The organism is Achromobacter sp. HZ01 (assembly GCF_003267925.1).
GTDB classification, from domain to species: Bacteria; Pseudomonadota; Gammaproteobacteria; order Burkholderiales; family Burkholderiaceae_B; genus Achromobacter; species Achromobacter pulmonis_A.
This window is the reverse complement of record NZ_LWKV01000001.1, coordinates 1,517,081-1,531,105: the sequence shown is the minus strand read 5'-3', so window position 1 is coordinate 1,531,105 and position 14,025 is coordinate 1,517,081. Positions and strand designations below refer to the sequence as shown.

10 protein-coding genes are annotated in these 14,025 nt (G+C 67.3%); 3 read left to right on the top strand and 7 right to left on the bottom strand.

Going from position 1 to position 14,025, the window contains the following annotated elements:
- Positions 1-48: 48 nt before the first annotated feature.
- Positions 49-954 carry a LysR family transcriptional regulator gene (locus tag A6B37_RS07125; RefSeq protein WP_111825306.1) on the bottom strand — a complete coding sequence of 302 codons (906 nt, stop codon included), beginning with the start codon at positions 952-954 and terminating at the stop codon, positions 49-51.
- Positions 955-1,277: 323 nt separating this feature from the next.
- On the opposite strand from A6B37_RS07125, the gene A6B37_RS07120 reads away from it, so the two are divergent.
- The 3 genes from A6B37_RS07120 to adeC are packed head-to-tail and all read left to right on the top strand — an operon-like array spanning position 1,278 to position 7,109.
- Positions 1,278-2,474 (top strand): efflux RND transporter periplasmic adaptor subunit, encoded by a 1,197-nt coding sequence (locus A6B37_RS07120; RefSeq protein ID WP_111825305.1) that lies wholly within the window; start codon positions 1,278-1,280, stop codon positions 2,472-2,474.
- 13 nt (positions 2,475-2,487) lie between these two features.
- Positions 2,488-5,649 (top strand): efflux RND transporter permease subunit, encoded by a 3,162-nt coding sequence (locus A6B37_RS07115; RefSeq protein WP_111825304.1) that lies wholly within the window; start codon positions 2,488-2,490, stop codon positions 5,647-5,649.
- Positions 5,646-7,109, top strand: a complete 1,464-nt coding sequence (gene adeC / locus A6B37_RS07110) for an AdeC/AdeK/OprM family multidrug efflux complex outer membrane factor (RefSeq protein ID WP_111825303.1) — start codon at positions 5,646-5,648, stop codon at positions 7,107-7,109. The genes A6B37_RS07115 and adeC overlap by 4 nt, the downstream gene beginning before the upstream one ends.
- 230 nt (positions 7,110-7,339) lie before the next feature.
- Here adeC and A6B37_RS07105 read toward each other — a convergent pair whose 3' ends face one another.
- From A6B37_RS07105 to A6B37_RS07080, 6 genes are all read right to left on the bottom strand, one after another.
- Positions 7,340-7,591, bottom strand: coding sequence for a GlsB/YeaQ/YmgE family stress response membrane protein (locus A6B37_RS07105; RefSeq protein WP_102770870.1), 252 nt, complete (start codon positions 7,589-7,591; stop codon positions 7,340-7,342).
- Between the two features lie 100 nt (positions 7,592-7,691).
- On the bottom strand, positions 7,692-8,306 hold the full coding sequence (locus tag A6B37_RS07100; RefSeq protein ID WP_102770871.1) for an SCO family protein: 615 nt from the start codon (positions 8,304-8,306) through the stop codon (positions 7,692-7,694).
- 112 nt (positions 8,307-8,418) lie between these two features.
- On the bottom strand, positions 8,419-10,485 hold the full coding sequence (locus A6B37_RS07095) for a M3 family metallopeptidase (RefSeq protein ID WP_111825302.1): 2,067 nt from the start codon (positions 10,483-10,485) through the stop codon (positions 8,419-8,421).
- A gap of 140 nt (positions 10,486-10,625) precedes the next feature.
- Positions 10,626-11,477: a bifunctional methylenetetrahydrofolate dehydrogenase/methenyltetrahydrofolate cyclohydrolase FolD gene (gene folD, locus A6B37_RS07090; protein ID WP_102770873.1), complete on the bottom strand. Its 852-nt coding sequence runs from the start codon at positions 11,475-11,477 to the stop codon at positions 10,626-10,628.
- Entirely contained in the window at positions 11,474-12,100 is a 627-nt protein-coding gene (locus A6B37_RS07085; protein ID WP_102770874.1) for a response regulator transcription factor, read from the bottom strand. The genes folD and A6B37_RS07085 overlap by 4 nt, the downstream gene beginning before the upstream one ends.
- Positions 12,097-13,851 carry a PAS domain S-box protein gene (locus tag A6B37_RS07080; protein ID WP_043545732.1) on the bottom strand — a complete coding sequence of 585 codons (1,755 nt, stop codon included), beginning with the start codon at positions 13,849-13,851 and terminating at the stop codon, positions 12,097-12,099. The genes A6B37_RS07085 and A6B37_RS07080 overlap by 4 nt, the downstream gene beginning before the upstream one ends.
- Positions 13,852-14,025: the final 174 nt, after the last annotated feature.

Sequence of the window (14,025 nt, the reverse complement as noted above, 5' to 3'; positions counted from 1 at the left end):
TCTGTAGTCGGGGCCCGCCAGTTTTTTCAGTCTGTTTCCGGCACAGGCTTATGTCATCAAACCGGGAGTATCCTTCGCCTGCCCGCTGCTTCCCAGGCGCTCCATCAGGAATTCGATGAAGATCCGGGTCTTGGCGGGCAGAAGCCGGGTCTCGGTCACCGCATACACCGGAAACGGCCCCAGTTGCCAGTCCGGCAGCACACGCTGCAACTGGCCCGACTGCTGTTCGGCCAGTTGGCCGCCCACCAGCACCGCGATGCCGGCCCCCAGCATGGCCAGGCGCCGCGCCATGGCCACGCCGTTGACGGAAAAGCGGTTGCCCGGCGTGAATTCGATGTGCTGAATGCCGTCGGTCAGCGGCCAGCGGGTCACCCGTCCTGCGCCTTCGGCGCGGAACTCGATGCACTCGTGGCGGGTCAGGTCGCTGGGGTGCCGGGGTTCTCCGTGCTTCTCCAGGTATTCGCGCGAGGCGTACAGGTAGGCGGGCAGCATGCCCAGCAGCCTCGCGATCTGCGTCGAGTCGGGCAGTTCGCCGATCTCGATGGAAACATCGCAGGTCTGGAACACGCGCGAAGCGTGGTCCGGATTGGCCAGGTCCAGGAAAAACGTGACGTCGGGGTAGCGGCGGGAAAACTCCATGAACGATTCAGCCAGGAAGTCCGTGCCGAAATCCGCGGGCATGTTGACCCGCAGCGGCCCGGCCGGCGTGTCCACCAGGTTCTGCAGTTCCTCGTGGGCGATCTGCGCCTCGGCCACGATGCGCTGGCAGCGTTCGAAGTACAGGCGGCCGGCGTCGGTCAGCTCGACCTTGCGGGTGGTGCGGCTCAGCAGCCGCAGCCCGACCGAGCGCTCCAGGTCGGCGACCTGGCGCGAAAGCGTCGATTTGGGCACCCCGAGGGTGGCCGCGGCGCGGCTGAAGCTGCGGGTTTTCGCGACTTCGACGAAAAGTTCCATGCCTTGCAAGCGTTTCATGGCGGAATTCTGTCATATCAAGGGCTTGGAAATTGTCCCATATATGGAATGAAGTTTTCTCTAGATGACTCTTTGTTTCTCGGGCGGGATAACGCAGAATGCGAGTTCTGCAATGCAGCAATGCGACAAAGCCCAGCCTGCGTGTTCTAGGCAAATCCATCCGGCCAATCCACGCGGACCGCGCGACAGCGGTCCCGGGGACGCGTTTTCTTCCGGGGCCCGCCCGGCAGGCGACGCCTACGGGCCGCAGGGCCCGCGCAGCGGGTGCGGCATGGGTAATTTTTTGGAAATCGGGAATGCAATCTATGAATAAGAACAGCGCTATGTGGCGCGGCGCGGCGATCGCCACGCTGACGGCATCGGCACTTACACTGGCGGCCTGCGGCAAGCAGCAAGAGGCCCCCCAGGCAGGCAAGCCACAGGTGACCGTGGTGACCCTGGCCACCCAACCCGTTTCCCTGACCACCGAACTGCCGGGCCGGACTTCGCCCTTCCGGGTGGCCGAGGTCCGGCCCCAGGTCAATGGCATCGTCCAGAAGCGCCTCTTCACCGAGGGCGGCGAGGTCAAGGCCGGGCAGCAGCTCTACCAGATCGATCCCGCGCTGTACCAGGCCAGCCTGGACAGCCAGCGCGCCGCGCTGGCGCGCGCCCAGGCGCAGCAGAAGACGGCCGCGCTGCTGGCCGAGCGCTACAAGCCGCTGGTGGCCACGCGCGCGGTCAGCCAGCAGACCTACGACAACGCCGTCGCCGCGCGCGACCAGGCGGCCGCCGACGTGCTGTCGGCCCGCGCCGCGCTGGACACGGCGCGCATCAACCTGGTCTACACCAAGGTGCTGTCGCCCATCGACGGCATCATCGGGCGCTCCACGGTGACCGAGGGCGCGCTGGTCACGGCCAACCAGACCGGGGCGCTGGCCACGGTGCAGCAGATCGATCCGATCTACGTCGACGTGACGCAGTCCACCGTGCAGCTGCTGCGCCTGCAGAACGCGCTGGCCAGCGGCGAGCTGAAGAAGGCCGACGGCGAACAGGCCGCGCTGGTGACGCTCACGCTGGAAGACGGTTCGCAATACGCGCAGCAGGGCAAGCTGCAATTCTCCGAAGTCACGGTCGATCCGGGCACCGGCTCGGTCACGCTGCGCGCGGTGTTCCCCAACCCGGACCGCCGCCTGCTGCCGGGCATGTTCGTGCGCGCCCGCCTGGCCGACGGCGTCGCCGCCGACGGCCTGCTGGTGCCGCAGCGCGGCGTGACCCGCAACCAGCGCGGCGTTCCGACGGCGCTGGTGGTCAACGCCAAGAACCAGGTCGAACTGCGTGAACTCAAGACCGACCGCGCCATCGGCGACAAGTGGCTGGTCACCGAAGGCCTGGCCGCCGGCGACAAGGTCATCGTCGAAGGCGTGCAGATGGTGCGCCCGGGCGTGGAAGTGATCGCCACCGAGGCCAGCGCCAAGGCGCCGCAAGCGGCGCAGCCGCAGGCGGCCGCGGCGGCGAAGCAGTAGTCAGGGAGCTCGCATGGCAAAGTTTTTCATAGATAGGCCGGTATTCGCCTGGGTGATAGCAATCGTGCTGATGATGGCCGGTGCGCTGTCCATCCTGGGGCTGCCGGTCGCCCAGTACCCCAACATCGCGCCGCCGGCCATCGGCATCGCGGTGACCTACCCGGGCGCCTCGGCGCAGACCGTGCAGGACACCGTGGTCCAGGTGATCGAGCAGCAGATGAACGGCCTGGACGGCCTGCAATACATCTCCTCGGAAAGCAATTCCGACGGCAGCATGTCCATCACGCTGACCTTCGCGCAGGGAACCAACCCCGACACCGCGCAGGTGCAGGTGCAGAACAAGCTGTCGCTGGCGCAGCCGCTGCTGCCGCAGGAAGTGCAGCAGCAGGGCATCCGCGTCACCAAGGCCACCAAGAACTTCCTGATGGTGGCCGGCTTCGTGTCCACCGACGGCTCGATGACCAAGGACGACCTGGCCGACTACGTCGCGTCCTACGTCCAGGACCCCATCAGCCGCACGCAGGGCGTGGGCGACTTCCAGCTGTTCGGTTCGCAGTACGCGATGCGCATCTGGCTGGACCCGGCCAAGCTGGTGAACTTCGGCCTGACCACGGTCGACGTGGTCAACGCCATCAAGGAGCAGAACGTACAGGTGTCGTCCGGCCAGCTGGGCGGCCTGCCGTCGGTGCGCGGCCAGCAGCTCAACGCCACCATCATCGGCCCGTCGCGCCTGGAGAAACCGGAAGACTTCGAGCGCATCCTGCTCAAGGTCAACACCGACGGCTCGCAGGTGCGCCTGGGCGACGTCGCCAGCATCGAGCTGGGCGGGCAGACCTACGCCATCGACAGCTACTACAACGGCAAGCCGGCCTCGGGCCTGGCCGTCAAGCTGGCGCCGGGCGCCAACGCGCTGGACACGGCGCAGGCGGTGCGCGACACCATCAACAGCCTGAAGCCTTACTTCCCGCCGGGCATGGACGTCGTCTATCCGTATGACACGACGCCGTTCGTCAGCCTGTCGATCCATGAAGTGTTCAAGACGCTGATCGAGGCCATCATCCTGGTGTTCCTGGTGATGTACCTGTTCCTGCAGAACTTCCGCGCGACCATCATCCCCACGCTGGCCGTGCCGGTGGTGCTGCTGGGCACGTTCGCAGTGCTGGCGGCGTTCGGCTATTCCATCAATACGCTGACCATGTTCGGCATGGTGCTGGCCATCGGCCTGCTGGTCGACGACGCCATCGTGGTGGTCGAGAACGTCGAGCGGGTGATGGCCGAAGAAGGGCTGTCGCCCAAGCAGGCGACGCGCAAGTCCATGTCGCAGATCACCGGCGCGCTGATCGGCATCGCCATGGTGCTGGCCGCCGTGTTCATTCCCATGGCGTTCTTCGGCGGCTCCACGGGCGTGATCTATCGCCAGTTCTCCATCACCATCGTGTCGTCCATGGTGCTGTCGGTGATCGTGGCCATCGTGTTCACGCCGGCGCTGTGCGCCACGCTGCTCAAGCCGATTCCCAAGGGCCATCACGGTTCCAAGAAGGGCTTTTTCGGCTGGTTCAACCGCAGTTTCGACCGCAGCAGCAACGGCTACGCCAACACGGTGGCGCGCGGCCTGAACCGCAGCAAGCGCCTGATGCTGATCTACCTGGCGCTGGTGATCGCCATGGGCTGGATGTTCACGCGCATTCCCACCGCCTTCCTGCCGGACGAGGACCAGGGCATTCTGTTCGCCCAGATCCAGGCCCCGGCCGGCTCGACGGCGCAGGCGACCCAGGCCGTCATCGACGACGCCACCGCCTATCTGCTGAACGAAGAGAAGGACGCCGTGGTGTCGGTGTTCGCGGTCAACGGCTTCAACTTCGGCGGCCGCGGCCAGAACGCCTCCATGCTGTTCATCAAGCTGCGCGACTGGGAAGAGCGCGGCGACGCCAGCCTGAAGGCCGGCGCCGTGGCGGCGCGCGCCAACGCGCACTTCGCCAAGACCGAGCGCCGCGCGCAGCTGTTCGTGGTGCCGCCGCCGGCCGTGATGGAGCTGGGCAACGTCACCGGCTTCGACTTCCAGCTGATGGACCGCGCCGGCGTGGGCCACGAGAAGCTGCTGGCCGCGCGCAACCAGCTGCTGGGCGAAGCGGCCAAGAGCCCGGTGCTGCGCGGCGTGCGTCCCAACGGCATCGAGGACGCGCCGCAATACCAGCTCGACATCGACCGCGAAAAGGCGCGCGCGCTGGGCGTGGCGGTGTCGGACATCAACGCCACGCTGGCCACCGCCTGGGGCTCGTCGTACGTCAACGACTTCATCGACCGCGGCCGCGTGAAGAAGGTGTTCGCGCAGGGCGAGGCTTCCTCGCGCATGCTGCCGGAAGACCTGGACAAGTGGTACGTGCGCAACAAGGCCGGCGACATGGTGCCGTTCTCGGCCTTCTCCAAGGCCACCTGGAGCTTCGGCCCGCAGAAGCTGAACCGCTACAACGGCGTGCCGTCGTACAACATCCAGGGCCAGGCGGCGCCGGGCTACAGCTCGGGCGCGGCGATGGAGGAAATGGAGCGGCTGGCGGCCAAGCTGCCGGTGGGCGTGGGTTTCGAGTGGACCGGCCTGTCGTTCGAAGAACGCCTGTCCGGCGCCCAGGCGCCCGCGCTCTACGCGATTTCGCTGATCGTGGTGTTCCTGTGCCTGGCGGCGCTGTATGAAAGCTGGACCATCCCGTCGGCGGTGATGCTGGTGGTGCCGCTGGGCATTATCGGGGCGTTGCTGGCGACCATGATGCGCGGCCTGTCCAACGACGTGTACTTCCAGGTGGGCCTGCTCACCACCATCGGCCTGGCGGCCAAGAACGCCATCCTGATCGTGGAGTTCGCCAAGGAGCACTACGAAGCCGGCGCCAGCCTGACGGAATCGGCCATCCACGCCGCCCGCCAGCGCCTGCGTCCCATCCTGATGACGTCCATGGCGTTCATCCTGGGCGTGACCCCGCTGGCGATCTCCACCGGCGCCGGCTCGGGCAGCCAGAACGCCATCGGCACGGGCGTGATCGGCGGCATGCTGACCGGCACCTTCCTGGCCATCTTCTTTGTTCCGGCCTTCTTCGTGGTCATGCTGCGCGTGTTCAAGGTCAAGCGCATGAGCGAAAACGTCGACGAGCACGACGCCAGCGCCACGGAAGGACAATCGCAATGAAATACCCGATGAGAACCTTGCTGTCTGTATCCCTGGCGGCGGCCCTGGCGGGCTGCTCGCTGGCCCCGACCTACGAACGGCCGGACGCGCCCGTCGAGTCGGCCTATCCCACCGGCGCGGCCTACGACTCGGCCCAGCCGGCCGACGCGGGCGGCCTGGCCACGGCCGATATCGGGTGGCGCGACTTCTTCGAAGACCCGCTGCTGCAGCAGCTGATCGAGCAGTCGCTGGCCAATAACCGCGACCTGCGGGTGGCGGCCCTGAACGTCGAGGCCGCGCGCGCGCAGTACCGCATCCAGCGCGCCGACCTGATGCCCAGCGTCGGCATCGCCGGGCAGGAGAGCGCCCAGCGCACGCCGGCAGACCTGTCGCCCAGCGGACGCGCCACCACCAGCCACAGCTACCAGGTGGGCGCCGCGATGTCGGCCTGGGAGCTGGACCTGTTCGGCCGCATCCGCAGCCTGAGCGACCAGGCGCTGGAGACCTATCTGGCGCTGGACGAAACGCGCACGGCGGCGCAGCTCACGCTGATCGCCGAGGTGGCCAACGCCTACCTGACGCTGCGCGCCGACCAGGAACTGCTGGCGTTGACCCGCGACACCCTCAAGAGCCAGGAGGATTCCTTCAAGCTCACCCAGCAGAGCTACGACCAGGGCCTGTCCACGGCGCTGGACCTGAGCCAGGCCGAAACCTCGCTGCGCACCGCCCAGCGCAACCTGTCGCAGTACACGCGGCAGGCCGCGCAGGACCGCAACGCGCTGGTGCTGCTCGTGGGCCAGCCGCTGTCGCCCGAAATCACCGCGGCGCTCGACCAGGCCCAGCGGCTGGACGACGGCATGCTGCCGACCACGCTGCCGGCCGGGCTGCCCTCGGACCTGCTGGTGCGGCGTCCGGACATCCGCGCCGCCGAGCACCAGTTGAAGGGCGCCAACGCCAACATCGGCGCGGCCCGCGCGGCGTTCTTCCCGACCATCAGCCTGACCGGCTCGGCCGGCACCGCCAGCGCCAGTCTGGGCGGCCTGTTCGAAGGCGGCTCGGGCGCCTGGAGCTTCGTGCCCCAGATCACGATGCCGATCTTCGCCGGCGGCTCGCTGCTGGCTGGCCTGGACCTGGCCAAGGTGCAGAAGAACATCCAGGTCGCGCAATACGAGAAAGCCATCCAGACCGGCTTTCGCGAAGTGGCCGACGCCCTGGCCGGGCGCGGCACGCTGGACGAGCAGATCGAGGCCCAGCGCCTGCTGGTGGCCGCCAACCAGCGCGCCTATGACGCGTCCGACCAGCGCTTCCGCCAGGGCATCGACGACTACCTGAGCGTGCTGGACTCGCAGCGCTCGCTCTACAGCGCGCAGCAGGCGCTGGTGGAGACCCGGCGGGCCCGTCTGTCCAACCTGGTCACCTTGTACAAGGTGCTGGGCGGGGGCTGGACGGAACGCACCGCGAGCGCGCAGGCGGGGTCCTGATGGGTTTCGCGCGATCGAGTCCGGGGGGTTTGGCTGCAGGGTGCCGCGCTGCACCCATCCTACGATTGGCGGCGCTACCTGCGTAGGATGGGTGCAGCGCGAGACCTGCTAAGCAAGAACCCGGACATCCACCGCGCGAAACCCGTCAGCCGGCGCCAGCCGGCAACACCCTCTACAAAAAAAACGGGGCTGGTCGAAAGACCAGCCCCGTTTTTCATCCATTCATACCGTCAAGCCCGTTTCTTGGCGATCAGGCCCACCACGAACAGCACGATGATCGCGCCGACGACCGATCCGATCCAGCCGGCCGGTTCGCCGGGGGCGTACCAGCCCAGCGATTGCCCGAGGAAGCCGGCGACGACGGCGCCGATGATACCCAGAATCGTGGTCATGATGATCCCCATGTTCTGGTCTCCGGGCATGATGGCGCGGGCGATCAGGCCCACGATGAACCCGACGATGATCATGATGATGATGCTCATGCGCGTACTCCTTACTAGAGTAAAAGGGGGCAGTGTGCACAGATGATACCCATGCCCGGGTCGCGCCGGCTGTAACAACAAGTATGCGGCGCGCGCCGGCTCAGGAAGTCAGCTCGATCAGCTGGCGCACATCCTTGGTCAGCGCCTCGACGCTGTCGGTGTCCGAGGCCAGCAGGCGGGCCTTGCCGTCCTTGTCGAAGATGTACACGCCGCGGCTGTGGGTGACCTCGTACATGTCGGCGTCGTCGCCCGGGCGCGGCTTTTCGATCTGGTAGGCCACGCGGTAGCGGCGCGCCAGGTCGGCGATCTGCTTTTCGTCGCCGGTCACGCCGATGGCGTTGCTGTTGAAGGCGTTGACGTAGGCCTGCAGGATGTCGGGCGTGTCGCGGTGCGGGTCCACGCTGACGAACAGGATGCGCACGTCCTTGGCCTCGTCGCCCAGGTTCTGCAGCACGGCCGTCAGTTGCGCCATGGTGGTGGGGCAGATGTCGGGGCAGCTGGCGTAGCCGAAAAACAGCAGCACGGTCTTGCCCTTGAGGTCGTCGCTGCTGACCGTTTTGCCGCCGGCGCCGGACAGCGAGAATTTCAGGTCGGGCAGGTGGCCCTTGACGTTGTAGAGGGTCCAGTCGACGTTTCTTTCGCCGCAGGCGGCAAGGAATACGCAGAAAGCCAGCAGCAGGCCACGCCAGGCGCGGCCGGAAATAAGGTGTCGCATGAGTCCAAAGGCCGGTTGCAGGGTAAACCTCTGGATTCTACCCGCAAGCCGTGACCGCAAAATACAAACGGCCCGCGCGCGGCGGGCCGTCAGGCGTCGTGGCGTCGTGGGGTCAGGCCGGCGTCATGCCGCTGTGGCGCAGCAGCGCGTCGATGCGCGGGGCGCGTCCGCGGAAGGCGGCGAAGGATTCCGCCGCCGGGCGCGAGCCGCCCACCGCCAGCACCTCGCGCCGGAAGCGCGCGCCGGTGGCGGGGTCCAGCGTGCTCAGCGCGTTGCCGGCCTGCAGGGCGGCGGCTTCCTCGAAGGCCTCGTAGGCGTCGGCCGACAGCACCTCGGCCCACTTGTAGCTGTAGTAGCCGGCGCCGTAGCCGCCGGCGAACAGGTGCGAGAAGGCATGCGGGAACCGGTGCCAGGCCGGCGGGAACAGCACCGCCACTTCCTTGCGCACTTCCTGCAGCAGATCCATCACCTCGGCGATCGAGGCGCCGGTGGCGCGGTCGTGCATCAGCATGTCGAACAGGGCGAACTCGATCTGGCGCACCGTCTGCATGCCGCTCTGGTAGTTGCGGGCGGCGACCAGGCGGTCGTAGAGCGCGCGCGGCAGCGGCTCGCCGGTGTCGACGTGGGCAGACAGCTTCTGCACCACGGCCCATTCCCAGCAGAAGTTCTCCATGAACTGCGAAGGCAGTTCGATGGCGTCCCATTCCACGCTGGCGAACGCGGACGCGCCCGGCTCGTCGACCTCGGACAGCAGGGCATGCAGCGCGTGGCCGGTTTCATGGAACAGCGTGATGACGTCGTCGTGGGTCAGGACCGCGGCCTTGTCGCCGTTGGGGCGCGAGAAATTGCAGGTCAGATAGGCGATGGGCGTCTGCAGACGGCCGGCCACGACCCGGCGGGTGCGCTCGCTGTCGACCCAGGCGCCGCTTTGCTTGCCGGCGCGCGCGTACAGGTCCAGGTACAGATGGCCGATGAGCTTGCCGTCCGGGCTTTCCACGCGCACGCCGCGCACGTCGGCATGCCAGGACGAGACCGGGGTTTCCTGCAGGCGCACGTCGAAAAGCGTTTCGATGACCTCGAACAGGCCGGCCAGCACGCGCGGTTCGGTGAAATACTGCTTCACCTCGTCCTCGGAATAGGCGTAGCGCGACTCGCGCAGGCGTTCCGAGGCAAAGGGCACGTCCCAGGGCTGCAGTTCGTCCAGGCCCAGTTCGGCGCTGGCGTAGGCCTTGAGTTCGGCCAGGTCGCGTTCGGCGAACGGCTTGGCGCGCGCGGCCAGGTCGCGCAGGAACACGGTGACTTCGCGCGCGTCGCGCGCCATGCGGGTCTGCAGGCGCAGCGCCGCGAACGTGCCCAGACCCAGCAGGCCGGACTCTTCGGCGCGCAGCGCCAGCAGTTCTTCGATCAGCGGGGAATTGTCGTAGCGCGCGTCGCCCTGTTCGGAGGCCACCGTGCCGTAGCCGCGGTACAGCGCCTCGCGCAGCGAGCGGTCGTGCGCGTACTGCATCACGGGCAGGTAGCAGGGCATCTTCAGCGTCAGCTTCCAGCCCGGCTTGCCGTCTTCCTCGGCGGCGGCGCGGGCCGCGGCCCGCACGTCGGCCGGGATGCCGGCCAGGCGCGATTCGTCCTCGACCAGCAGCGACCAGGCGTCGATCGCGTCCAGCACGTTCTCGGAGAACTTCTGCGAAGCCTGGGCCTCGCGGTCGGAAATGGCGGCGTAGCGTTCCCGGTCGGCGCCCTGCAGCTCCACGCCGCTGAGGCGGAAGTCGCGCAGCGCCATGTCGACGATGCGGCGGCGCACCGGCGTCCAGGACGCGAAATCGGGGGCGGCGGCCAGGCGCTGGTATTGCTTGTACAGGCCTTCGTGCAGGCCGACCCAGGTGGAGAATTCGGTGACCAGGGGCAGGGCGGCGTTGTAGGCCTCGCGCAGCTCCGGCGTATTGACCACGGCGTTCAGGTGGCCGGCCACCGACCAGGCGCGCCACAGGCGTTCCGAGGCGGTGTCCAGCGGCTCGACCACGGCTTCCCAGGTCGGCGCCAGTTGCGGGTCGGCGGCCGCGTCCACGGCCTGGCGGGCGATGCCCAGCAGCTGCTCGACGGCCGGCACGATGTGCGAGGGCTTGACGGCCGCGTAATCGACGAGGTCGGAGACTGGGGCGAGCAGGGGATTCTGGGTCATGGTGTTACAGGCTGGAAAGGGGTGAACGGCGCCCGGGCGCCGGCAAGGGCATGAGAATCAGGTGAGGGCGATCTGCCCGAACGCAAGGGCAGATCGCAGGACCGGCGCCGCGGCCAGGGCGGCCGCCGGCGCGCCGGCCGTCAGGCCGCGGCCCGTTCCGCCGCCTCGACGGTATTGACCAGCAGCATCGCGATGGTCATGGGGCCCACGCCGCCCGGCACGGGCGTGATGGCGCCGGCCACTTCCTTGGCGGAAGCGAAGTCCACGTCGCCGCAGAGCTTGCCGTCGGCGCCGCGGTTGATGCCCACGTCGATGACGACGGCGCCGGGCTTGATCATCGAGCCGTCGATCATGCCGGGCTTGCCGGTGGCGACCACCAGCACGTCGGCGCGGCGGGTCTGCGCCGCCAGGTCGCGCGTCTTGGAGTTGCAGATGGTGATGGTGGCGCCGGCCTGCAACAGCAGCATGGCCATCGGCTTGCCGACGATGTTGCTGGCGCCGACGATCACGGCCTCGGCGCCGCGCAGCGCCACGCCTTCGGATTCCAGCATCTTCATCACGCCGTAGGGCGTGCACGGGCGGAACAGCGGCTGGCCGGTCATGAGCAGGCCGGCGTTGCTGATGTGGAAGCCGTCCACGTCCTTCTCGGCCGCGATGGCCTCGATGACCTTGTGCGAGTCCATGTGCTTGGGCAGCGGCAGCTGCACCAGGATGCCGTGGATGGACGGATCGCGGTTCAGTTCGCCGATGCGGGCCAGCAGTTCGGCCTCGGTCATGTCGGCGGGATACTGCTCTTTCACGGAATGCAGGCCGGCCTTTTCGCAGGCGGCGACCTTGTTGCGCACGTAGACCTGGGAGGCGGGGTCTTCGCCCACCAGCACCACGGCCAGGCCGGGGCGGGTGCCCTTGGCGGCCAGGGCGGCGACGCGTTGGGCGACTTCTTCGCGGATGCGCTGCGACAGGGCGGCGCCGTCAATAATCCTGGCTGTCATGCATGAGCCTCGGGTTTGGCCAAGGCCACTTTCATCAAATCTGCAACAGTGGTCACTTCAAGTTTTTCCATGATGTTGGCGCGGTGCGCCTCGACGGTCTTGATGCTGATGCCCAGGTCGTCGGCGATCTGCTTGTTCAAGCGGCCGGCGACGATGCGCTCCAGCACCTGTTGCTCGCGCGCGGTCAGGCGCGCCAGCATGGCTTCGTGGTCCTTCTGGGCCTGGTGCTTGCTGACGCGCTGCGTCGCCTGCTCCAGCATGCGCGCCACGATTTCGCGCAGATCGGATTCGTTGAACGGCTTTTCCAGGAAGTCGACCGCGCCTTTCTTCATGGTGGACACGGCCATGGGCACGTCGCCGTGGCCGGTGATGAAGACGATGGGCAGCGGCGCATTGCGGGCGATCAGCTGTTCCTGCAGTTCGAGGCCGCTCATGCCGGGCATGCGCACGTCGGCGATCAGCACGCCGACCTGGCTGGCGTCGTAGTCTTCCAGGAACGATTCGCCGCTGGCGTAGGCGCGAACGCGGTAGCCATTGGCCTCCAATAGCCAGCGCAGCGAATCGCGTACCGCTTCGTCGTCGTCGACAATGAATACCGTGCTCGACAGGGGGGGCGTGTTCATGCGTGCAACTCCTCGGACTGATCGTTCTGGGCCTGCGTCTGGGTCGCAGCGCAGGGCAGGGTAAAGCGGAAGATGGTGCCGCCGGCGGGGTTGGGGTCTGCCCACAGGCGGCCGTGGTGCGATTCGATAATGGTACGGCAGATATTCAGCCCCATGCCCAGGCCCTGGGTCTTGGTGCTGAAGAAGGGTTCGAACAGGCGCTCGGGCTCGGCCAGGCCGTGGCCGCGGTCGACCACGGCCACTTCGATATGCTGGTCGTGCAGGATCACGGCGACCTTGAGCTCGTCGGATTCGCTCTTTTCCATGGCCTCCAGCCCGTTCTTCAGCAGGTTCAGCAGCACCTGCTCGATCAGGATGGGGTCGGCCAGCACGTCCGGCGCGTTCGACGGCACGAAGCTGTCGATGCGGATGCGGCGCTTGCGCGCGTCGATCTCGGCGAAGCCGATGGCGTTGTCGACGATGCGGCCGATGGCCACGCGCTGGCGGCGCGGCTCGCTGCGCTTCACGAATTCGCGGATGCGGCTGATGATCTTGCCGGCGCGTTCGGCCTGCGAGGCGGCCTTTTCCAGCGCCGGCAGCAGCATGTTGGGGCTGGTGTGGCCGGCCTTGACCAGGGCCACCGCGCCCATGCTGTAGTTGGCGATGGCGGTCAGCGGCTGGTTCAGTTCGTGCGCCAGCGAGGAGGCCATTTCGCCCATGGTGGTCAGGCGGCTGGTGAGCTGGATCTTCTCCTGCTGCACGCGCGAGGCTTCTTCGTGGACGCGGCGCTCGGTGATGTCGCGCGCCACCTGCATGCGCACGCGGCGCCCGTCGGTCCAGGCCAGCATGCGGTGGTGCACCTCGAACCAGCGCTGCACCGAAGGCGCGAAGACTTCGACCGACTCGTCGGTGAAGCGGCCGCGGCGGCCGGCCAGCAGCTCGTCGTGGCCGCCGGTCTGGGCGCCGAAGACGCGGCGGTAGGTGCGGTTGGCGAACAGCAGCTCCAGGCCGTCGTGGGTGTCGGCGGTGACCGAGATGGCGTCGTCCAGGCCTTCCAGCACCGTCATGAAGCGTTCATGCGCGGCGGTCAGCGCCTCGCGGATGCGCTTGGGTTCGGTGATGTCGGTCATGGAGGTCATCCAGCCGATCTGGTTGCCGTTGGGGTCGAGCAGCGGCGAGACGTACATGCGGGCGGTGAAGCGCGAGCCGTCGCGGCGCTGGGCCTCGACTTCCAGGCCGCTGCTGGGCGTCTTGCCCGACATCAGCACGTCCAGCGTGTGCTGGTGCTGCTCGTGGCGGCCCGGCACCCAGTAGGGGAAGGGCGGGCTGCGGCCGATCAGGTCGGCCTCGTTCCAGCCGATCATGCGGCAGAAGGCCGGATTGACATAGGCGATGCGGCCTTCCATGTCGAGCACGCGCATGCCGGTGGACATGGAGTTTTCCATGGCCCGGCGAAAACCCGTTTCCGCGATCAGCGCGGCCTCGGCCGACGAGCGAAAGCGCGTATAGCGCCACAGCATCAGCAGGCTGATGACGATCACGCAGGACAGCGCCAGCACCACCCAGATCAGGCGCTGCTGGCGCATTTCCTGGTCGATCGTCACGAACATGACGCTGTCGTCGTGGATGCGCTGCAACCAGAAGAACACCGCCATCACGCAGATATAGAGGATCAGCACCATGGCGGGCGTGACCCAGTACACCCCGCGTCGGCGCGTGCGGGCGTGGTCGTGGAACGGCGTGGGTATATTGGACTTGGGCGCGCTGGACATGGAATTCGGGCCAGATAGACCGGGCATTTTAGTGCCTATTGGCGGTGAATTGCCGGGAATCGACACCTCCTTTTGGAGGACATATCCAAAGGGATGAAAAGATGGCGTTCAGCTTCCGGTCAATTTTCCATATTATGAAATGCCGTACCGCAACATGAAATTTTCCTTGCGACC